Below are 20380 nucleotides of genomic sequence, written 5' to 3' on the forward strand. Positions count from 1 at the left end.
CGTCATGGCCGAGGAGGGGCGGCAGCCGAGCATGACCTGGCTGTTCTTCAGCCCCTCCGGCCGCATCGGCCGCCTGCCCTTCTTCCTGTCCTGGCTCTTCTGGTTCTTCGTCGGCGGCGTCTTCCTCATGCAGATGCTGAAATACGAAAACGAGGACACGGCATTGGCGCTCTGGACACTGGCGCTCGTCGTCTCAGGCGTCCTTTCGACCGTCTCCATCGCCATGCTGGCGATCAAGCGCCTGCATGACATCGGTTATCCGGGCCCGCTTGCTCTCTGCCTCTTCATTCCCGTGCTGAGCCCGATCGTCTTCATCGCGCTCTGCCTGTGGCCGGGCGCGAAGAGCGAGAACGACTTCGGCGGCCCTAGCAACGGTCCGAGGCGGTAAAGATTCCGCCTGTACATTAGCGTTTCTGCCGCGTATGTAGCGCGCCATGAACAGGCCCGCGACGTGTTGGCCGCGGCAATCGCCTGATGACGACCTGATCCCATGTCCGCTCGTCCGTCGGCGTGAAGACCGAAATCCGAAAGACAAGATATGACTGAGTTCGAAGGGATCGCGCCCGCGATCGCCGAGGCGTTGGCAAAACGCGGTTACAACGAACTGACGCCAGTGCAGAAGGCGATGCTCGATCCGGCGCTCGATGGCGCCGACGCGCTGGTTTCCGCCCAGACCGGTTCCGGCAAGACCGTGGCATTCGGACTGGCGCTGGCCCCGACGCTGCTGGAGGATACGCAGCGTTTTAGCGCGGCGGGCGCTCCGCTTGCCCTCGTCATCGCCCCCACGCGCGAACTGGCGCTGCAGGTCAAGCGCGAACTCGAATGGCTCTATGAAGTGGCAGGCGCCACCATCGCCTCCTGCGTCGGCGGCATGGATATGCGCAACGAGAAGCGTGCGCTCGAACGGGGCGCCCATATCGTCGTCGGCACGCCGGGGCGGCTCTGCGACCATATCCGCCGGGATTCGCTCGACATATCGGCACTACGCGCCGTGGTTCTGGACGAGGCAGACGAAATGCTGGACCTCGGCTTCCGCGAGGATCTGGAATTCATTCTCGAAACGGCGCCGGCCGACCGCCGCACGCTGATGTTCTCGGCCACCGTCCCGCGCTCGATCGCGACGCTTGCCAAGAACTATCAGCGCGATGCCGTCCGCATCAGCACCGCATCCGAACAGAAACAGCATGGCGATATCGAATATCGTTCGCTGGTCGTCGCCCCGAGCGACCGGGAAAACGCGATCATCAACGTGCTTCGCTATTACGAGGCGCGGAACGCGATCGTCTTCTGTTCGACCCGCGCCGCGGTCAATCACCTGACGGCCCGCTTCAACAATCGCGGCTTCTCGGTGGTGGCGCTCTCAGGCGAACTCAGCCAGAACGAACGTACCCACGCGCTGCAGGCCATGCGCGACGGCCGCGCCCGTGTCTGCATCGCGACCGACGTGGCGGCACGCGGCATCGACCTGCCGGGCCTGGAACTGGTAATCCACGCCGATCTGCCGACCAATCCCGAGACCTTGCTGCATCGAAGCGGACGCACGGGGCGGGCGGGCCAGAAGGGCGTTAGCGCGCTGATCGTTCCCGTCAATGCGCGCCGCAAGGCCGAAAGGCTTCTGGAAAATGCGCGCATCACCGCGACCTGGGCGAAACCTCCGTCGGCGGACGAGGTTACGAGCCGCGACGATGAGCGCATCGTCGCCGATCCGGCATTCGACGAACCACTTCGCGAGGACGAGCAGGCGATCGTGCGCGCCCTGATCGACCGCCACGGTGCAGAGAAGCTGGCGGCGGCCTTTGTGCGGCAATTCCGCTCCGATCGCTCGGCGCCGGAAGACCTCGCCAATGTCTCGTTCGGCGACGACCGCAGGAAGAGTCCGCGCGATGCTGCCGCCATACCGCGCGACGATTTCGACGCACCGCGCGCCGACTTCACCGACGGCAGGTGGTTTTCGCTCTCTGTCGGCCGCAAGCAGAACGCCGAGCCGCGCTGGCTGATCCCGATGCTCTGCCGTCACGGCAAACTTTCGAAGCGCGACATCGGCGCGATCCGGATGCAGCCGGAGGAGACCTATGTCGAGTTGACGGCCGAAGGCGCCGAACGCTTCCTTTCGGCGATCGGTCCGAACCGCACACTGGAAAGGGGCATTCGCGTCAAGGCGCTCCCGGGCACCCCGGATCTCTCCCAGCCGCGACCGGAGAAAACCGCTTTCGCGAAGAAGCAGTCGCCTGACGCTGCACGCGAGGACTTCAAGCCGAAGCGCAAGTTCGAAAAGAAGCAGCCCTTTAGCCAGGATGCACGTCTTGAAAAACGGGACGAAAAGCCCCGGAGCAAGAAGGGCAAGCCCGAAGCGCAAAAGGACGCGGGCGGGTTCAAGCCCAAGGCGAAACGCGCCAACGCCAAGAACCGGCAGCACTAGGCAGCCCTAGATAGCCGGCCTGATACCTTCGTTGATGCGCGTTGCATTCCTGCCTGGGCGGGAACGCGGCGCGCGAACGCTGGCCGGGAGACTGCGGAGCCCTATGGGAGCGCATTGCGCGGCGCGAAAGTACCTGCGTCTCTTCGAACATGGTTCGATGAATACCAGCACTGCGTGTGCCTCAGAGATGTTTTTCTCCAAAACATGCATATCACGCCGCTGACATTCTCTTTGAGGGTCGTTCCAGCACGTTTCCTCCTCGAAAAGCGCCACGATTGCGCTATTCTGCGCAAAACAAATGCACAGCCGCAAAGGAGCAGACCATGAGCCTCCGTATCAACCAGACAGCCCCCGACTTCACCGCCGAGACCACCCAGGGCACGATCAATTTCCATGAATGGATCGGCGACGGCTGGGCCGTTCTCTTCTCCCATCCGAAGAATTTCACGCCCGTCTGCACCACGGAACTTGGCGCCATGGCGGGAATCGAAAGCGAATTCCGCAAGCGTGGCGTCAAGATCATCGGCATCTCCGTCGATCCCGTCGAAAGCCACAGCAAATGGAAGAACGACATCAAGGTCGCAACCGGCTTCGACGTCGAGTATCCGCTGATCGGCGACCGGGACCTCAAGGTAGCCAAGCTCTATGACATGTTGCCGGCCGACGCCGGTGATACGGCGGAGGGCCGCACACCGGCCGACAATGCGACCGTTCGGTCTGTCTATGTCATCGGCCCGGACAAGAAGATCAAGCTGATCCTCACCTACCCGATGACGACCGGCCGCAACTTCAACGAGATCCTGCGCGCTATCGATTCGATCCAGTTGACCGCCAAGCACCAGGTGGCGACGCCGGCGAACTGGCAGCAGGGCGAGGACGTCATCATCACCGCGGCGGTGTCCAACGAGGACGCGATCCAGCGCTTCGGCTCCTTCGATACGGTCCTGCCCTATCTCCGGAAGACGAAACAGCCGACCGCATAACGTCAGCGGCTCAGGCATCCGAATATGCGGCCCATGAAGCGCCCACGCGGCATTCATGGGCCGTCGGTTTTTTGAAGGCCGGTCCGTCCGTGCTCAGGCCTCCAGAAACCGCAGCCCTGCCACGGCAACGATGATCATCGCGATGCAGACGAGGCGAAGCCAGGACACCGGGTCGCCGAAAAGCACGATGCCGAGCACAGTGATGCCCACGGATCCGATGCCGGTCCAGGCGGCATAGGCGGTGCCGGCCGGCAGCTCCCGCATCGCGATCGTCAGGAGGTAAACGCTGGCGAGTGCCGCCGCGACACCGATGATGCTTGGAACGAGCCGCGTCCAGCCTTCGGCATATTTCAGCGCAAGGCCCATGGCGATTTCGACGGCGCTCGCCGCCAGCAGAGTGATCCATGCCATTGTTATCTCCATCCGGATTTTCAACTCTGGACCCAATCTGGTAGGATAGGCACCTAAGGGCAATTACGCACCTTTTGGTAACTATCAAAATGTCTTTAGATTCGGCAAAGAAATCCGCGGCTTCGACGCCGAGCGTCTTCGACCCGACCTGCTCATCGCGCCACGCGCTGGAGCTTGTCGCCAGCAAATGGGCGATGCTGATCATCTCCGCCCTGGATGAGGGGCCGATGCGCAATGCCGCGCTGATGCGCAAGCTCGGCGATGTGTCGCAGAAGATGCTGACGCAGACGCTCAAAGAACTGGAGCGCAACGGGCTTGTGATCCGGGACGACAAACAGACCGTGCCGCCGCACGTCGAATACCGCCTGAGCGCGGTCGGGCGGTCGCTGAGCGATACGCTTGTCGTTCTGGACCGCTGGGCCGAAACCCATTTCGGAGAACTCGACGCAGCGCGCGAGCGCTATGACGCGGAACGCCGCGATTGAGCTGCGGGACACCGCGTCAAGCTTCGCTCGGTCTACTCGCCATCCATCTGCGACTGTGCGATCACCTTCACCGCCCAATCAGCGAAAACCCGCAGCCGGCTGCTCAAATGCCGGTTGGGTGGATAGACGAGATAGATCGGCGCCGGTTCGATCTGCCAATCGGCGAGCACCGGCCTCATCGCACCGGATTGCAGATCGTCGCGCACCATAAAGCGTGGTGCCTGGACGACTCCGAGCCCTGCCCGCGCGGCGGCAAGATAGGTCGTCGCTTCGTTTGCCGCGACAGCGTAACGGCCCTTGACCTCGATCTCCTCATTTCCTCGCTTGAAATGAATCGGCATCGGCTGCCCGGTCTGCGGCCGGAAGTAACCGACGACGTAGCAATTCCTCTCGAGGTCGGCCGGATGCTGCGGCGTCGAATGGCGATCGAGATAGGCCGGTGACGCACAGGCGATGAAGCTCATTTCCGTAATGCGCCTGGCGATCAGCGACTGGTCGGTCAGCGTGCCCACGCGGATCGCGCAATCGACGTTTTCGGCGACATAGTCGATCGTCCGATCCGAAACGCCGAGATCGATCTGGATGTCGGGATATTTCTTGTGGAACTCGGGCAGCGCGGGAAGGATAACGAGGTTGGCGATCGCACTCGCCATTTCGACCCGCAACCGCCCCTTCGGCAGGCTCTGCGCGCTCGACAGGCTGCCGTCGAGTTCGTCGAGATCGGAAACAAGGCGGGCCGCTCGTTCGTAATAGAGTGCGCCGTCGGGCGTCACCAGAACGCGCCGCGTCGTGCGGTTGAGCAATTTGGTGCTTAGGTGCGCTTCCAACCCCTGGATGAGGTTGGTCACCGTCGCCTTCGGCATGTTGAGCGATACGGATGCCCGGGTAAAATTGCCGGTCTCCACCACTCGAAGAAAGGCGCGCATGGCCGTGAGCTGGTCCATTTTCAATAACCGAATTGTTCGAAATACCGAATAGTGTAATCAGAACCCGCCGACTATTCCAGACGAAAGACAATGTTATGCTGCAAACATCGCGGGCTGTCCCTCATCTAGGGATTGTCCTATGGCAGAGACAAGAGAGATGAACACGCATTTTACGGAAGAGACGATGCAGACGGCCCACGGGGCGTGCCGCGCGCGCGTCTACCGAGGCGCGTCGTTGCTCGTTCCACCTCCGGTCGTGCTTCATTTTCACGGCGGGTCCTTCGTCGGGGAATCGGTCGCGGCCGGCGAGAAAGTTGCGAGCGCGCTTGCCGCCGCTGGGGCCGTGGTCATTTCGCCGGAATATCCTTCGGCGTGCCTCAGCCCGTTCCCGGCAGCGCTCGAGGCTTCATACGCCATGCTGTCGTCGATGCGCAGCCGCTGTCCGCAGTTCGCGCACAAGAAGTCGATGCTGTTCGTTGCCGGGGAGGAAGCGGGCGGAAATCTCGCGGCCGGCCTGGCCCTGATGGCACGCGACCAGTTTCTCTCGGACCTCAAGGGGCAGATCCTGCTGTCGCCCCTGCTCGATCCCTGCATGGCGACGGCGTCGTTCCGCAAATTCTGTCCGCAGAGTTCGGTGCAGTCCATCGCCGAGGGCTGGCAACGCTATCTCGGTGAACGCAGCGGGCTGACCCACCCCTACGCGGCCCCCGGGTATTGCACGCGATTGCAGGGGCTCGTTCCAGCCCTCGTCATCACCAGCGAGCAATGTCCCATGCATGACGAAACGGAGGCCTATGCGGAGCGACTTCGCCAGGCCGGCGTCCCGGTGAAAATGCACGTCCTGCCGGGGGGCGCCACCTGGCTGCCTGCCAACACCTTGTCGCAGGAAAACTGGCCCGCGCAGGAACAGACCATATCCGGCATTTTCTCCCGCTTCTTCCAGGATGCAGGGGCGAAGCCAAACTCGCAGATGAAAACGAACTAGGCCGGCTCCCAACCGGCAAGGAGAAAACATGACGTCGACCGTTACCCGCCGGGTCCTTTGGGGCGCCGGCCTGAGCATCCTATTGTCCATCGCCGGGGGAACCGCCGTGTTCTTCGGCGTGCCCTATCGGTACAAGGCTGACGCCGCGACTGAAACAGCCGCGGCGCCGCCCGCCGTCCCCGTTTCGGTTGCGAAGGCGGAATCCCGGCGGATCACGACCTGGGAGAGCTTTTCCGGACGGCTCGAAGCGATCGAGCGCGTTGAGGTGCGTCCCCGCGTTGGCGGCGCCATTCTCAAATCGCATTTCCGTGAAGGCGCACTGGTGGAGAAGGGAGACCTTCTCGTAACCATCGACCCAGAACCTTATGCCGCCGCCGTCGAGCGTGCGGAGGCTCAGGTCGCCGCGGCCGAGGCGCGGGTGGCGCTCGCGAAAACGGAGCTCGAGCGCGGCCGCAAGCTGGTCACCACGAGCGCGATACCGCAAAGTGGAGTCGACCAGCGCTTAAGCGTCTTCGACGAGGCTCGGGCGAATGTCCGCTCGGCAAAGGCGGCGCTGCGTTCCGCCCGGCTGGACCTGCAATATACGGAAGTCCGCGCACCGATCTCCGGCCGCGTCGGCAGGCTTGAGGTGACGGCCGGCAACCTGGTCGCCGCCGGCTCCGCCTCGCCGGTCCTGACCACGCTCGTCTCGATCGACCCGATCTATGCGAGCTTCAACGTCAGCGAGGAAGTGGTCGCGGCGGCTCTCGCCAAGCTCTCCGCTTCGGCGGCCGGCAGCGCGATCGAGAGCATCCCCGTGCAGATCGGCACCGCCGCCGACGAGGGAACGCCGATCAGTGGCCACATCCAGCTCATCAACAACGAAGTCGATGCTGCAACCGGCACCATCCGCGTGCGGGCGGCGCTCAACAACGCCGACAGCAGGCTGATTCCGGGACAGTTCGTCCGCATCCGCATCGGCGATCCGGCTCCCGCGGAAAAGCTGGTGATCAGCGACCGTGCCATCGGCTCGGACCAGGACAAGAAGTTTGTGCTGGTCGTCGGCGCCGACAACAAGGTCGAATACCGCCAGGTAACACTCGGACCGACCGCCGATGGTCTTCGGATCGTCGAAGCCGGGCTGAAGCCGGGCGAGAGCATCGTCGTCAATGGGCTGCAGCGCGTCCGACCGGGCGTCCTCGTTGCCCCGCAGCCGGCCGAGGAAGCGACCGCTTCGATCGCCAAGCGATAGTTGAACGCGCCGCCTCGCCTCTCTCGAGGGGACGCGCGGCGGCGCCCGACCGAACATCAAAGTGCATGCTTCCACGCTCGCGGTGAGCATTCTCGCCGCGGATGCCTGGTTCTTGCCCGAAGTCATCCCAAGGGGAATTGTTATGAACTTCTCACGCTTTTTCGTCGACCGCCCGGTCTTCGCGGGCGTTCTCTCAGTGCTCATCTTCGTCGCGGGCCTGATCGGCATGACCGGTCTGCCGATCTCGGAATATCCGGAGGTCGTGCCGCCGCAGATCGTCGTGCGCGCCCAGTATCCCGGCGCCAACCCATCGGTGATCGCCGAAACGGTCGCGACGCCGCTCGAGGAGCAGATCAACGGTGTCGAAGGCATGCTCTACATGCAGAGCCAGGCGACCGCCGATGGTTTGATGACGTTGACCGTCACCTTCGAACTCGGCACCGATCCTGACCAGGCCCAGCAGCTCGTGCAGAACCGCGTCTCGCAGGCCGAGCCGCGCCTGCCGGAAGAGGTGCGCCGTCTCGGCGTGACGACCGTCAAGAGCTCGCCGGACCTGACGCTCGTTGTCCATCTCCTCTCGCCCAACGGTCAATACGACATCAACTATCTGCGCAACTACGGCGTCCTCAACGTCAAGGACCGCCTTGCCCGCATCGATGGCGTCGGCCAGGTGCAGATCTTCGGCGGCGGCGACTATTCGATGCGCGTCTGGATCGACCCGCAGAAAGCCGCCGAACGGGGGCTGGCCGCAGGCGATGTCGCAAACGCCATCCGCCAGCAGAACGTGCAGGCGGCCGCCGGCGTCATCGGTGCCTCGCCTTCGGTCCCGGGACTCGACCTGCAGCTTTCCGTCAACGCACAGGGACGTCTGCAGACGCCGGAGGATTTCGCCGACATCGTCGTCAAATCCGGAGAGGGTGGCGAGGTCACGCGTCTCGGCGACGTCGCACGCGTCGAAATGGGCGCTGCGGACTACTCGCTCCGCTCGCTCCTCGACAACAAGGCCGCCGTCGGCATGGGCGTCTTCCAGGCGCCGGGCTCCAATGCCATCCAGATTTCGGAAAACGTGCACAAGGCCATGGCCGAGCTGAAGCTGACCATGCCCGAGGGCGTGGATTACGAGATCGTCTACGACACGACCCAGTTCGTGCGCGCCTCGATCGAGTCCGTCATTCATACGCTGCTCGAAGCGATCGCCCTCGTCGTCCTCGTCGTCATCATCTTCCTGCAAACCTGGCGCGCCTCGATCATTCCGCTCGTCGCCGTACCGGTCTCGATCGTGGGCACCTTTGCAGTGATGTATGTCTTCGGCTTCTCGATCAACGCGCTCAGCCTCTTTGGCCTGGTGCTGGCAATCGGCATCGTCGTCGATGACGCGATCGTCGTCGTCGAAAACGTCGAGCGCAACATTGCGCAGGGACTGTCGCCCGTGCAGGCGACCTACCGCGCCATGTCGGAGGTGTCCGGTCCGATCATCGCGATCGCGCTGGTGCTGGTCGCCGTCTTCGTGCCGCTCGCCTTCATCACCGGACTGACGGGACAGTTCTACCGCCAGTTCGCTCTCACCATTGCGATCTCGACGGTGATCTCCGCCTTCAACTCACTGACGCTTTCGCCGGCACTGGCGGCGCTGTTGTTGCGTGACCACCACGCGCCGAAGGATTGGCTTACACGCGCAATGGACAAGCTCTTCGGCTGGTTCTTCCGCGGCTTCAACCGCTTCTTCGGCCGCAGCTCCGAGGCCTATGGCCGCGGCGTGGGCGGGATTCTCTCCCGCAAGTCGCTGATCATGGGCGTCTATGTGGTGCTTCTCGGCGTCACCTTCGTCTTGTTCCGGGCCGTTCCCGGCGGCTTCGTGCCGGCGCAGGACAAGCAGTACCTGATCGGCTTTGCCCAACTGCCGGACGCAGCGACGCTCGACCGGTCGGAAGACGTAATCCGCCGCATGAGCGACATCGCGTTGAAGCACCCGGGCGTCGAGAACGCCATCGCCTTCCCGGGCCTTTCAATCAACGGCTTCACCAACTCGTCCAACTCCGGCATCGTCTTCGTGGCGCTGAAGCCCTTCGAAGAGCGTAAGACACCCGAGCTTTCGGGCGGCGCTATCGCCATGCAACTGAACCAGGAGTTCGGAGCTATCCAGGACGCCTTCATCGCTATGTTCCCCCCGCCGCCCGTCCAGGGCCTCGGCACGACCGGCGGCTTCAAGCTCCAGATCGAAGACCGGAACGGGCTTGGCTATCGGACCCTCGACGAGGCGGCAAAGGCCTTTCTCGCCAAGGCCGCTCAGGCACCGGAACTGGCTGGCCTCTACTCGAGCTACCAGATCAACGTGCCGCAGCTTTTTGCCGATCTCGATCGTGTGAAGGCGCGCCAGCTCGGCGTGTCCGTGACCGAGGTATTCGAGACGCTGCAAATCTATCTAGGGTCACTCTATGTCAACGACTTCAACGCCTTCGGCCGGACCTACAGCGTGCGCATCCAGGCCGACGCGAGCTACCGCAGCCATGCCGACGATATCGGCCGGCTGAAGGTTCGGTCGCAGTCGGGCGAAATGATCCCGCTTTCGGCGCTCTTGAAAGTCGAGCAGACCGTCGGCGCGGAACGGGCGATCCGGTACAACGGCTTCCTGTCGGCCGACATCAACGGCGGTCCGGCGCCCGGCTACTCCTCCGGCCAGGCGCAGGCCGCGATTGAAAGGATCGCCGCCGAGACGCTGCCGCCCGGCATCGGCTTCGAATGGACGGATCTGACCTACCAGCAGATCCTCGCCGGCAACTCGGGCATCCTGGTCTTCCCGCTGGCGCTGCTGCTCGTCTATCTCGTGTTGGCGGCCCAGTATGAGAGCCTGACGTTGCCGATCGCGATCGTGCTGATCGTGCCGATGGGCATCATGGCCGCACTGATGGGCGTCTGGCTGACGGGCGGAGACAACAACGTCTTCACGCAGATCGGATTGATCGTGCTCGTCGGCCTCTCCGCCAAGAACGCGATCCTGATTGTCGAGTTCGCCCGCGAACTCGAACTTTCCGGCAGCAGCGCGGTGAGCGCGGCGATCGAGGCCAGCCGGCTGCGCCTCAGGCCGATCCTGATGACCTCGATGGCCTTCATCATGGGCGTCGTGCCGCTCGTCACCTCTACCGGTGCCGGTGCGGAAATGCGCTCGGCCATGGGCGTCGCCGTCTTTGCCGGCATGATCGGCGTTACCGCCTTCGGCATCTTCATGACGCCGGTCTTCTACGTGCTGATCCGCAAGCTCGCCGGCGAGCGGCCGCTGAAGCACTCGGGAGCACACATCGAAGCGCCGCATCTCGCCCCCGCCGAGTGAACGGGAGTCCCCTGCCCGATGGCGCCTCAAGCGGGCCGGACGAGAAATCGTCCGGCCCGCTCACGTTAGATCATTTCATTGTTTCACAGCAGCGAAATGATCTGGCCCTTTGAAACAGCGCAATTCCGGACGGAAAACCGCTACACGCTTTTTCCTGGAATTGCGCTGGGAGCCTACTGCACGTTCCTTGAATCGTAGCGCGGGCTGTAGCGCCGCCATCGCGCGTGACAGCCGGCACTCGATCGGATAAACCAGCAGCCTCCGACCTCACAGGCCTGCGTGCCGCGCAGATGGCTTCCGATAGATGACCTCCACCGATCCGATCACCAATCTTTCCACGCTTATTCGCTGCCCATCCGTCACCCCCGCCGAAGGCGGCGCGTTGACCGCGCTGGAGGCAATGCTGACTCCGCTCGGGTTCCGGGTCGACCGAGTGACAGCAAACGAAGCCGGAACGCCGGACATCGAGAATCTCTACGCCCGGCTGGGAAGCGACGGCCCGCATTTGATGTTCGCCGGCCATACCGACGTCGTGCCGGTCGGCGACGAAGCCGCCTGGACGCATCCCCCCTTCTCCGCGGCGATTGCCGGCGGCCAAATGTATGGGCGTGGCGCCGTCGACATGAAGGGCGGCATTGCCTGCTTCGTGGCGGCCGTTGCCCGCCACATCGAGAAGCATGGAGCGCCGAAAGGTTCGATCTCGTTTCTCATCACCGGTGACGAGGAAGGCCCGGCCATCAACGGCACGGTGAAGCTTCTTCAGTGGGCGGCGGCGAAAGGCGAGCGCTGGGATGCCTGTCTCGTCGGCGAGCCGACCAATCCCGATGCGCTTGGCGACATGATCAAGATCGGCCGGCGCGGTTCGCTCTCCGGCCGCATCACCGTTCACGGCGTCCAGGGACATGCGGCCTATCCGCATCTCGCCGACAATCCGGTGCGCGGCATCCTGCAACTCACGGAGGCATTGATGGAGCCGCCTTTCGACGGCGGCACCGAGAGCTTCCAGCCCTCGAATCTCGAGGTCACGACCATCGATGTCGGCAATCCGGCCGTCAACGTCATCCCGGCGAAGGCGAGCGCCAGCTTCAACATTCGCTTCAACGACAAATGGACCGCCGAAAGCCTCATGGCGGAGATCACCGCGCGGCTCGATCGTGCCGCGGCGATCGACAAGCTCAGGCCGGGCCGTGCGCCGGTCCGTTACGACATCGTCTGGAACGAGCGTCCGAGCCACGTATTCCTCACGCGCAACAACGCCCTGATCGATTCGCTTTCCGGCGCGGTCGAGGCCGTCGTGGGACGCCAGCCGAAGCTCTCGACCACCGGCGGCACCTCGGATGCGCGCTTCATCAAGGACTACTGCCCCGTCGTCGAATTCGGCCTTGTCGGGCAGACGATGCATATGGTCGATGAGCGCGTTGCCGTCGCCGATCTCGAAACCCTGACCGAGATCTACGAAACCTTCATCGCCCGCTGGTTCGGTCATGCCGCTGCTTGAGGAGGTCCTCGCCTATATCAAGGGGCTTTGGCTGCTCATCCGCGGCGACCGCGAGGGGTTCCGCTGGCTGGACATCAGCGAGAGCGGCCTGTGGCGCTCGTTCGCAGCGATCCTCTGGTCCCTGCCGGCGATCGCCGTGACCTGGGCCTCCTGGCGGCTTTATTACCTTTCGGCGATGCCGGCCGGCACGACGATCGGCTTCGGCTTCATCCTGAAGCTGCTTGTCATAGATCTTGCCAGTTGGCTCCTGCCGATCATCCTGATCGTGATCCTGTCGCGGCCGCTGGGATTTGCCTTTTTCGTGGTGCCCGTGATCGTCACTACCAATTGGCTCTCGGTGCCGCTCTCCTACGCCATGGCGCTACCGGCGGCGATCCGTCTGGTGATTCCGGGCAGCGAGGGACTGACAAGCCTGATCTGGCTGCTGCTGCTGGTCGCGAGCGTCGGCTTGCTCTTCCGGCTTCTGCGCACGGTCACCGGCGACCAGACCTTGCTCGCGGCCGCGCTGACGGCGCTATTCCTGCTGCCGTCGGTCATGATCGGCGAGTTCCTGCAGCGTTTCTTTGGTCTTGTTCCAGGCTAGCGAAACGCGAGGCATCAAAGACCGCGCCTGACGACGATCAATAATCCACCTGCATGAAATAGAGGCCGTCGGGCGGGGCAACTGGCCCGCAGGCCTTCCGGTTGCGCGCTTCGAGCGCAGCCTGCAGATCGTCCGGCGTCCACTTGCCTTCGCCGACCAGCTTCAGCGAGCCGGCGAAGGAGCGAATCTGATTGTGCAGAAAGCTCTGGGCCGTCGCGCGGATCTCGATGAGATCTCCCGTTCGCGTCACGTCCAGCCGGTCGAGCGTGCGCAACGGGCTCGTTGCCTGACAGTGGGCGGAGCGGAAGGTGGTGAAGTCGTGGTAGCCGACCAGCCGCTGCGCCGCCTCATGCATCGCCTCATGGTCGAGCGTCTTCGGCACCCACCAGGCACGCCGTGCCTCAAGCGCCAGCGGCGAGCGGCGGGAGATGATGCGATAGAGATAGTGGCGGCGAAGCGCCGAGAAGCGGGCGTCGAACTCCGGTGGCGCTTCAAGCGCGTCGAGAATCGAGACACGCTCGCCGGCAAGCGTCAGATGGGCATTGAGCGCGTTGCGCAGCGTGTGCGTCTTCCATTGGCGTGTGAGATCGGCATGCGCCACCTGCCCCATGGCGTGAACGCCGGAATCAGTGCGTCCCGCGCCACGGACGGAGACCGTCTCGCCGGTCAGCGACAGGATCGCTTTCTCGATCGCACCCTGGACGGAGGGACCGTTTTCCTGGCGCTGCCAGCCGACATAATCGGAGCCGTCATATTCGACGGTCAGGCGATAGCGCGGCATCAGGCGATCCTCGTGCCGGCCGCGACAGGCGTTCCGCGCAGGAACTCGGCGACCTCGAGCGGCTTGCCGCCGGCCTTCTGCAACCGGGTCGGCCGGACCGCGCCGTCGCCGCAGGCGATGGTCAACGCCTCGTCCAATACCGTGCCCGGCGCGCCGGTTCCCTTGGCCTTTTCGGAATGCAGCACCTTTATCCGTTCAAGTTTCCCGCCGATCGTCAGCTCGAACCAGGCGCCGGGAAAAGGCGAAAGGCCGCGAATATGGTTGTGCACTTCGCTCGCCGGCTTGGTGAAATCGATGCGGGTCTCGGCCTTGCTGATCTTGGCGGCATAGACTGCGCCCACTTCCGGCTGCGGCGTCAGCGGCAAATCGCCCGCTTCGAGCTTGGCCATCGCCTCTTTCATCAAAGTCGCTCCAACCTGCATCAGCTTGTCGTGCAGTTCGCCGGCGGTCATCGTCTCGCCGATCACGACAGCCTTGGTGAGCGCGACCGGACCGGTATCGAGCCCCTTGTCCATCTTCATCACCATCATGCCGGTCTCGTGGTCACCGGCCATGATCGCGCGCTGGATGGGCGCTGCGCCCCGCCAGCGCGGCAGGAGCGACGCATGTCCGTTGTAGCAGCCGTGCCTCGTTCCCGAGAGGATTTCCTCGGGCAGGAGCAGGCCATAGGCGACAACGACGGCGACATCGGCATTGAACTTGCGGAAGGCTTCACGATCGGCCGCATTCTTGAAATTCAGCGGGGTCAGAACCGGAACGCCGAGAAGTTCTGCCGCCTGATGGACAGGCGATTTCTGCAGGTCGAGACCGCGCCGTCCGCCGGGACGCGGCGGCTGCGTGTAGACGGCTACGATCTCATGGCCTGCGGCCAGCGCGACAAGTGTCGGTACCGAGAATTCCGGCGTTCCCATGAAGATGATGCGAAGCGGCAAGGCGGCAAACTCCGTCTCTCGAAATCAGGCTGCGCCCACGATTTTGGCGCCGACGCGCAGGCGCTCCCGCGAATAGTGAGAGCAGGATGCGGGCGGAAAACCGCGCACAGCTTTCCTCATCCCGCTCTACGGCGCCGCGCGTCTTATCAGACGCGCAAACGTCGCTGTAGCATTTTGTCCTCAAACCGATTGCGGTTGAGGACTCATGCAGTAGATGTCAGATCGCCTTGGCGCCGCGTGTCTTGGCTGCCTTGGTGAACTTGCGGATCACCATATCCCGTTTGAGCTTGGAGATATGGTCGATGAACAGAACACCGTTCAGGTGATCGATCTCGTGCTGCAGGCAGGTGGCAAGCAAGCCGTCCGCCTCGACCGTCTTCTCCTTGCCTTGGCGATCGAGATATTCGACGGTGATTGCGGCCGGGCGTTCCACCTCCGCGTAGTAGTCCGGGATCGACAGGCAGCCTTCCTCGTAGACCGAGCGCTCATCGGAGGACCTGACGATTTTTGGATTGATGAAAACGAGCGGGCTCTTCTCCTCGTCTTCCTTCGACACGTCGAGAACCAGGAGGCGCTTCGGTACGCCGATCTGGATTGCGGCAAGGCCGATGCCCGGCGCATCGTACATGGTTTCCAGCATGTCGTCGGCCAGGCGACGGATGTCGTCGTCGACGGTCTCCACCGGCTTGGACACCTGGCGCAGAACCGGATCGGGAAGAATGATTAGCGGCTTGATCGTCATGCTGATCCCATAGCCGATCTTTCCGCTTGCGCGCAAGAACATTGCCTCCGGCAAAGATCGCACAAACCGCCGCTTGCTGCTTGCGAAAGCCGCGACATGTTTGTTCTTGTTTTGATCTGGTCTTCGGGCGCGAATCTGTTAGGCTGCCGCCATGGAGCCCATATCCTTTTCCTTCGACCAGCCCCTGTTTCTCATCGGCGCCCTGCCCGTTACAGCCGGTCATCTCGTCACGGCCGCCGTTCTCATGATGCTCGCGAGCCTCATGCTTGCGCGCCGCGCGCGGTCGGCCCGCGCCGACGAGCGAGACGAGCAGATGGCAACGCTCCTTGCCGCGCAGACGGAATTGCAGGGCCGGATCGCCGCCATGACCGAAGTTTTCGGCACGCGCCAGGCGGAACTCAACCAGTCCCTCAGCCAGCGCATCGACGGGATGACGCACCGGATCGGCACTTCGATCAGCGAGCAGACGAAAGCGACGCACGAAAACCTCCGCCGCCTGCAGGAGCGGCTCGCCGTGATCGACAACGCCCAGAACAACATACAGTCGTTGGCCAAGGACATGGCCGGGCTGCAGAGCATTCTGGCAAACAAGCAGACGCGCGGGGCCTTCGGCCAGTCGCGCATGGAAGCGATCGTTGCCGACGGGCTGCCGGTGGGCGCCTTCGCCTTTCAGGCGACGCTCTCCAACAGCGCGCGTCCGGACTGCACCATCCGCATGCCGAATGGCCAGCCGCCGCTGGTCATCGATGCAAAGTTTCCGCTCGAAGCCTGGAACGCCATGCGCGACGCTGCGACGGCCGAACGGCGGCAGCAGGCGGCGCAGGCCTTCCGCCGCGACATGGAGGTGCATATCCGCGATATCGCCGGCAAATACCTTTTGCCGGGAGAAACGCAGGACACGGCCTTCCTCTTCGTTCCCTCCGAATCGATCTTCGCCGAGATCCACGAGCACTTTGAGGCGATCGTGCAGAAGGCGCATCGCCAGCGCATCGTCATCGTCTCGCCGTCGCTTCTGCTTTTGTCGATCCAGGTGATCCAGGCAATCCTGAAGGATGCCCGCATGCGCGAGCAGGCGCACCTGATCCAGGGCGAAGTCGTGCGCCTGATGGAGGACCTTTCGCGCCTCGACGAACGTGTGCGCAAGCTTCAGGGCCATTTCGCGATGACCCAGAAGGACGTCGACGATATCCTCATATCATCAGACAAGCTCACCCGGCGCGGCGCCAAGATCGAAGCCCTGGAACTTGCGGCGGAGGCCGAACCCGGGCAGGGCGACAAGAACGGTCGGCCGATGGACAACCGGATGGGGCAATTGAAGCTGCGGGTGGTTGACGAGGACTGACGCGGTCGGGCACTCTTCGCGAAAATCAATAATCCGACGGGAAGCTCCATATGATCACTGTCCTTGGGTCCATCAACATGGACCTGATCGCCACCACCGCGCGCCTGCCGAAGCCCGGCGAGACCGTCGCCGGAACCGGCTTCTCGACCGCCGCCGGCGGCAAGGGCGCGAACCAGGCGCTAGCCGCTCGTCGTGCCGGCGCATCGGTGCGCATGGCCGGCGCCGTTGGCTCCGACAGTTTCGCCGAAGGCGCTCTGGCGCTGCTCAAAGAGGCTGGCGCCGATCTCAGTCTTACAAAGACGGTCGATGCCCCGACCGGAACGGCGCATATCATCGTAGGCGGCGATGGCGAAAACGTCATCGTCGTCGTCGCCAGCGCCAATGCGACGGTGAGCGAGAGCGACGCAATGACGGCGCTCGAAACTATGTCAGCCGGCGACACATTGATGCTGCAGCTTGAAATTCCGGAGGCCACCGTCGAGAAGGCGCTTGCGGAGGCCAAACGTCGTGACATCCGCTCCATCATCAACATTGCGCCGCTGACGCCGGAGGCCGCCCGCCTCGGCCGCATAGCAGACACCGTGATCGCCAACGAAACCGAATTCGAGCTGCTGGCCGGCAGAAGCGGCATCGACGCCGCTGCGCGCGAGGCGGCGATGAAACAACTCCACCAAGAGACCGGGCAGACCGTGATCGTGACGCTCGGCGCCGAAGGCGTGATCGCCATTCACGATGGTGCCGTTCACCGCGCCAAGGGTTTGACCGTCGAACCGGTCGACACCGTCGGCGCCGGCGACACCTTCTGCGGCTATCTTGCCGCAGGGCTCGATGCGGGACTGGCCTTCGCCGACGCGCTGCGGCAGGCGGCGGTCGCCGGATCGCTCGCCTGCCTCAAGCCTGGCGCGCAACCGGCAATACCGCTGGCAACCGAGGTCGCGGCTCGACTCTGAGCGGCGCGCCCTTTTTGCGGCCCATATGCGCCCGCTTCGCAAACCCGACAGCCCATGTCGCGCCGGTTAAACTCAGACCGCCGAATTTGCGTTCGCGACCATGATTCAAGCTTCGGTGTTGGCCGGATCTTAAGATTTGATCCTCTATTCAGATGCATGAGAAGGTCGACCGCGATCAGGTTTGACCGCCTCCTTCGTGCCGGTTGGCATCTGGCGCTCCATGATGGAGTTTCACCCCACAATTCGGAATGCGTCACGCCGTGGGCAGCAAGCCCGCGGACCTCTCAGTATGTGAGGATTTCATGTTCAAGTTCCAAGCCAAATCACTGGCGACCAAACTGATCGCTGTGACAGGCGGTACGATCGCACTCGTGCTGCTCGCCTCGAATTTCGTTCTCATCTCCCAGACACAGGATCGCGTCGAGACACTGGTCTTCGACGGAGCCCAAGCCGAAGCGAGAGCCATCGCTTCCGACATTGCGGGAAGCGTCGGCGAACTCGCTGCCGCAGCACGCACCATGTCCGGCGTGCTTGGCCGGGGCCACGCCGGAAAATCGACCGATCGCGTCGGTGCGATCAATCTCTTGAAGGCCAATCTCGAGCAGCACAGCTTTGCCTTCGGCAGCTGGTTCGCCGAAGAAGCGAAGGCCTATGACGGGCGCCAGGAAGACGTCGTCAACAACAAGGAACTCGGCGGCAACGAGCAAGGCGTCTTCACGCCCTACTGGTCGAAGAACCGCAACGGCGAAGCGCAATTCTCGACCTTCAAGGCGGATTACGCCGCCGAGTGGTACAGCCTGGCCGCCAAGAGCGGCAAGGGCGCGATCACCCAGCCCTACCTTGCGGAAGGAACCGACGTCCCGACCACGATGAGCTCGATCGCCTATCCGGTGATGTCCGACGGCAAGCTGATCGGCGTCGCGGGCGTCGACATTTCGCTCGCCGCTCTCGCCGATGACCTAGCAAAGCTCAAGCCTTTCGGCTCGGGCCGAGTCTATCTGCTTTCGCAGAGCGGCAAATGGCTTGTTTCGCCGATCCCCGATCTGCTGATGAAGGACTATGAAGGCGAAGGTGCCGATGTCGTCAAGAATGCCCTGTCATCGGCGACGTCAGGCACGATCAGGAATCTCGCCTATGACGGAAACGAACCCTTCGATCGTGTCGTCTATCCCTTCAAACTGCCGAACGTGAACGCCAACTGGGTGGTGCTCGTCGATGTGCCGCGCGCAGCGATCAACGCGCCGGTCCGCGACCAGACCTACATGATGATCGTCGGCGGCCTCGTCGTCCTTGGTGCCGTGCTCGTCGGTCTCTATTTCGCCGTTCGCGGCTTCGTGCAGAAACCGCTCGCCGGCCTCGTGAGCGACGTTCAGACGCTCAGCAACGGTGACTACACAAAACCGATCGCTGGCCAGGAGCGCTCCGACGAAACCGGTTCGGTCGCCAAGGCGCTCGAAGGCTTCCGCCATCAGCTCGCCGACACCAGGCGTCTCGAAGGGGAAGCCCGCCACGAGCGCGAACAGGCGGAACTGCAGCGCAGCCGCTCGGAAACCGAGCGCGCCGAGAGCAGCGCCCTCCAGCGCGACATCGTTGCCCGACTCGGCAAGGGCCTGTCGCATCTGTCGGCCGGTGACCTCGCCTTCCGCATCACCGACGAATTCCCCGGTGAATACGCGCAGCTGAAGCGTGACTTCAACGCGACGATGGAGAGCCTCGAGGAGACCATCCGGACCGTCAACCATTCGGTCGTCAACATCGGCAGCGGCACCTCCGAAATCAGCAATGCGGCCAACGACCTGTCGCACCGGACCGAACAGCAGGCCGCGAGCCTTGAAGAAACCGCGGCCGCCCTCGACCAGCTCACTTCGCAGGTGCACGCCAGCGCCGAGAATGCCAAAGTCGCGGCAAAATCGGTCGAGGTGGCGAGCAGCGACGCCGAGCAGTCGGGCGAGGTCGTGCAGAAGGCGATCGCCGCCATGCAGGGCATCGAGCAATCCTCGCACGAAGTCAGCCGGATCATTGGCGTCATTGATGAGATCGCCTTCCAGACAAATCTTCTGGCGCTCAACGCGGGCGTCGAGGCTGCCCGCGCCGGCGACGCCGGCAAGGGATTTGCGGTCGTCGCCCAGGAGGTCCGCGAACTCGCCCAGCGCTCGGCAAATGCTGCGAAGGAGATCAAGGCGCTGATCAACACCTCCGCGGGCCAGGTCCGTGAAGGCGTGGATCTCGTCGGAAAGGCGGGCAGTGCGCTCGAGAAGATCGCCGAGCAGGTGGTGCAGATCAACGGTCTGATCCGCCAGATCTCAAGTTCCGCCTCGGAACAGGCGGTCGGCCTGAAGGAGATCAACTCGGCCGTTAACCAGATGGATCAGGTGACCCAGCAAAACGCCGCGATGGTCGAAGAAACCACGGCCGCCAGCATGGCGTTGAACGACGAAGCCGGCGCACTGAGCACGCTGGTTTCCCGTTTCCGGGTCGCTCAGCAGGCGCCCGCCCAGTCTTCTTCCGAGATGCTGCGTGGTGCAGCCGAACGGATGCGCGAGGCCGAGCGTCCCGCCTCTCCTTCGGCTGCCGCCAAGGACAGCCGCCCGGCGCAACCGCGCAGCGGCTACTCGGCATCGACACAGCGCGTCATTGCGCACACGTCCGGCGCCAACGCGCTCGCCCAGGACAATTGGGAAGAGTTCTGAGCCCACGATAAAGCAATTCCAGGAAAAGTGTGTAACGGTTTTCCGCCCGGAATTGCGTCCTTTCAAAGACTTCGTCTAGAACGAAGAGCAAGAC

General features: G+C 63.4%; 17 protein-coding genes. 12 read left to right on the forward strand and 5 right to left on the reverse strand.

Going from position 1 to position 20380, the window contains the following annotated elements:
* The first annotated feature begins 4 nt into the window (after positions 1 to 4).
* The 3 genes from ILFOPFJJ_RS13690 (at position 5) to ILFOPFJJ_RS13700 (ending at position 3402) form a co-directional block, all read left to right on the forward strand.
* Positions 5 to 388, forward strand: a complete 384-nt coding sequence (locus ILFOPFJJ_RS13690) for a DUF805 domain-containing protein (RefSeq protein WP_173511074.1) — start codon at positions 5 to 7, stop codon at positions 386 to 388.
* Positions 389 to 538: 150 nt separating this feature from the next.
* Complete coding sequence (locus tag ILFOPFJJ_RS13695; RefSeq protein WP_173511075.1) at positions 539 to 2419, forward strand: DEAD/DEAH box helicase; 1881 nt, start codon at positions 539 to 541, stop codon at positions 2417 to 2419.
* Positions 2420 to 2742: 323 nt separating this feature from the next.
* Positions 2743 to 3402 carry a peroxiredoxin gene (locus ILFOPFJJ_RS13700; RefSeq protein WP_173511076.1) on the forward strand — a complete coding sequence of 220 codons (660 nt, stop codon included), beginning with the start codon at positions 2743 to 2745 and terminating at the stop codon, positions 3400 to 3402.
* A 93-nt stretch (positions 3403 to 3495) separates the two neighbouring features.
* On the opposite strand, the gene ILFOPFJJ_RS13705 is transcribed toward ILFOPFJJ_RS13700, so the two are convergent.
* Complete coding sequence (locus ILFOPFJJ_RS13705; protein ID WP_173511077.1) at positions 3496 to 3813, reverse strand: DMT family transporter; 318 nt, start codon at positions 3811 to 3813, stop codon at positions 3496 to 3498.
* Between the two features lie 89 nt (positions 3814 to 3902).
* Here ILFOPFJJ_RS13705 and ILFOPFJJ_RS13710 point away from each other — a divergent pair, with 89 nt between their 5' ends.
* On the forward strand, positions 3903 to 4298 hold the full coding sequence (locus tag ILFOPFJJ_RS13710; RefSeq protein WP_173511078.1) for a winged helix-turn-helix transcriptional regulator: 396 nt from the start codon (positions 3903 to 3905) through the stop codon (positions 4296 to 4298).
* Between the two features lie 32 nt (positions 4299 to 4330).
* Here the strand turns inward: ILFOPFJJ_RS13710 and ILFOPFJJ_RS13715 are convergent, their stop codons facing one another.
* Positions 4331 to 5242 (reverse strand): LysR family transcriptional regulator, encoded by a 912-nt coding sequence (locus ILFOPFJJ_RS13715; protein ID WP_173511079.1) that lies wholly within the window; start codon positions 5240 to 5242, stop codon positions 4331 to 4333.
* 139 nt (positions 5243 to 5381) lie between these two features.
* Here ILFOPFJJ_RS13715 and ILFOPFJJ_RS13720 point away from each other — a divergent pair, with 139 nt between their 5' ends.
* From ILFOPFJJ_RS13720 to ILFOPFJJ_RS13740, 5 genes are all read left to right on the forward strand, one after another.
* Positions 5382 to 6209: an alpha/beta hydrolase gene (locus ILFOPFJJ_RS13720; protein WP_173511511.1), complete on the forward strand. Its 828-nt coding sequence runs from the start codon at positions 5382 to 5384 to the stop codon at positions 6207 to 6209.
* A 28-nt stretch (positions 6210 to 6237) separates the two neighbouring features.
* Positions 6238 to 7440: an efflux RND transporter periplasmic adaptor subunit gene (locus tag ILFOPFJJ_RS13725; RefSeq protein WP_173511080.1), complete on the forward strand. Its 1203-nt coding sequence runs from the start codon at positions 6238 to 6240 to the stop codon at positions 7438 to 7440.
* A 142-nt stretch (positions 7441 to 7582) separates the two neighbouring features.
* Positions 7583 to 10768 carry an efflux RND transporter permease subunit gene (locus ILFOPFJJ_RS13730; RefSeq protein ID WP_173511081.1) on the forward strand — a complete coding sequence of 1062 codons (3186 nt, stop codon included), beginning with the start codon at positions 7583 to 7585 and terminating at the stop codon, positions 10766 to 10768.
* Positions 10769 to 11072: 304 nt separating this feature from the next.
* Positions 11073 to 12266, forward strand: a complete 1194-nt coding sequence (gene dapE / locus ILFOPFJJ_RS13735) for a succinyl-diaminopimelate desuccinylase (RefSeq protein WP_173511082.1) — start codon at positions 11073 to 11075, stop codon at positions 12264 to 12266.
* Positions 12253 to 12849 carry a hypothetical protein gene (locus ILFOPFJJ_RS13740; protein WP_173511083.1) on the forward strand — a complete coding sequence of 199 codons (597 nt, stop codon included), beginning with the start codon at positions 12253 to 12255 and terminating at the stop codon, positions 12847 to 12849. The genes dapE and ILFOPFJJ_RS13740 overlap by 14 nt, the downstream gene beginning before the upstream one ends.
* A 37-nt stretch (positions 12850 to 12886) precedes the next feature.
* Here the strand turns inward: ILFOPFJJ_RS13740 and truA are convergent, their stop codons facing one another.
* The 3 genes from truA to def all read right to left on the reverse strand — a co-directional run bounded on the left by truA (position 12887) and on the right by def (position 15304).
* Positions 12887 to 13630 carry a tRNA pseudouridine(38-40) synthase TruA gene (gene truA / locus ILFOPFJJ_RS13745; protein ID WP_173511084.1) on the reverse strand — a complete coding sequence of 248 codons (744 nt, stop codon included), beginning with the start codon at positions 13628 to 13630 and terminating at the stop codon, positions 12887 to 12889.
* The gene (fmt, locus tag ILFOPFJJ_RS13750; RefSeq protein ID WP_173511085.1) at positions 13630 to 14562 is read right to left on the reverse strand and encodes a methionyl-tRNA formyltransferase; all 933 of its coding nucleotides are present in this window, start codon (positions 14560 to 14562) and stop codon (positions 13630 to 13632) included. The genes truA and fmt overlap by 1 nt, the downstream gene beginning before the upstream one ends.
* 217 nt (positions 14563 to 14779) lie before the next feature.
* The gene (gene def, locus ILFOPFJJ_RS13755) at positions 14780 to 15304 is read right to left on the reverse strand and encodes a peptide deformylase (RefSeq protein WP_173511512.1); all 525 of its coding nucleotides are present in this window, start codon (positions 15302 to 15304) and stop codon (positions 14780 to 14782) included.
* Between the two features lie 151 nt (positions 15305 to 15455).
* Between def and ILFOPFJJ_RS13760 the strand changes: the two genes are divergently transcribed.
* The 3 genes from ILFOPFJJ_RS13760 (at position 15456) to ILFOPFJJ_RS13770 (ending at position 20286) form a co-directional block, all read left to right on the forward strand.
* Positions 15456 to 16646, forward strand: coding sequence for a DNA recombination protein RmuC (locus ILFOPFJJ_RS13760; protein WP_173511086.1), 1191 nt, complete (start codon positions 15456 to 15458; stop codon positions 16644 to 16646).
* A 50-nt stretch (positions 16647 to 16696) separates the two neighbouring features.
* A complete protein-coding gene (locus ILFOPFJJ_RS13765) occupies positions 16697 to 17596 on the forward strand; it encodes a ribokinase (RefSeq protein WP_173511087.1) in 900 nt (299 codons plus the stop codon).
* A gap of 302 nt (positions 17597 to 17898) precedes the next feature.
* A complete protein-coding gene (locus ILFOPFJJ_RS13770; RefSeq protein WP_173511088.1) occupies positions 17899 to 20286 on the forward strand; it encodes a methyl-accepting chemotaxis protein in 2388 nt (795 codons plus the stop codon).
* Positions 20287 to 20380: the final 94 nt, after the last annotated feature.

It is taken from the genome of Sinorhizobium psoraleae (assembly GCF_013283645.1).
Lineage (GTDB): Bacteria > Pseudomonadota > Alphaproteobacteria > Rhizobiales > Rhizobiaceae > Sinorhizobium > Sinorhizobium psoraleae.

Bases quoted from the DNA above. Each gene is read 5' to 3' on its own strand.
- ILFOPFJJ_RS13700 (WP_173511076.1), top strand. From the start codon at position 2,743: ATGAGCCTCCGTATCAACCAGACAGCCCCCGACTTCACCGCCGAGACC.
- ILFOPFJJ_RS13770 (WP_173511088.1), top strand. From the start codon at position 17,899: ATGTTCAAGTTCCAAGCCAAATCACTGGCGACCAAACTGATCGCTGTG.
- ILFOPFJJ_RS13710 (WP_173511078.1), top strand. From the start codon at position 3,903: ATGTCTTTAGATTCGGCAAAGAAATCCGCGGCTTCGACGCCGAGCGTC.
- ILFOPFJJ_RS13765 (WP_173511087.1), top strand. From the start codon at position 16,697: ATGATCACTGTCCTTGGGTCCATCAACATGGACCTGATCGCCACCACC.
- ILFOPFJJ_RS13705 (WP_173511077.1), bottom strand. From the start codon at position 3,813: ATGGCATGGATCACTCTGCTGGCGGCGAGCGCCGTCGAAATCGCCATG.
- def (WP_173511512.1), bottom strand. From the start codon at position 15,304: ATGACGATCAAGCCGCTAATCATTCTTCCCGATCCGGTTCTGCGCCAG.
- ILFOPFJJ_RS13695 (WP_173511075.1), top strand. From the start codon at position 539: ATGACTGAGTTCGAAGGGATCGCGCCCGCGATCGCCGAGGCGTTGGCA.
- ILFOPFJJ_RS13730 (WP_173511081.1), top strand. From the start codon at position 7,583: ATGAACTTCTCACGCTTTTTCGTCGACCGCCCGGTCTTCGCGGGCGTT.
- ILFOPFJJ_RS13720 (WP_173511511.1), top strand. From the start codon at position 5,382: ATGAACACGCATTTTACGGAAGAGACGATGCAGACGGCCCACGGGGCG.
- ILFOPFJJ_RS13690 (WP_173511074.1), top strand. From the start codon at position 5: ATGGCCGAGGAGGGGCGGCAGCCGAGCATGACCTGGCTGTTCTTCAGC.
- truA (WP_173511084.1), bottom strand. From the start codon at position 13,630: ATGCCGCGCTATCGCCTGACCGTCGAATATGACGGCTCCGATTATGTC.
- dapE (WP_173511082.1), top strand. From the start codon at position 11,073: ATGACCTCCACCGATCCGATCACCAATCTTTCCACGCTTATTCGCTGC.
- ILFOPFJJ_RS13760 (WP_173511086.1), top strand. From the start codon at position 15,456: ATGGAGCCCATATCCTTTTCCTTCGACCAGCCCCTGTTTCTCATCGGC.
- ILFOPFJJ_RS13725 (WP_173511080.1), top strand. From the start codon at position 6,238: ATGACGTCGACCGTTACCCGCCGGGTCCTTTGGGGCGCCGGCCTGAGC.
- ILFOPFJJ_RS13715 (WP_173511079.1), bottom strand. From the start codon at position 5,242: ATGGACCAGCTCACGGCCATGCGCGCCTTTCTTCGAGTGGTGGAGACC.
- ILFOPFJJ_RS13740 (WP_173511083.1), top strand. From the start codon at position 12,253: ATGCCGCTGCTTGAGGAGGTCCTCGCCTATATCAAGGGGCTTTGGCTG.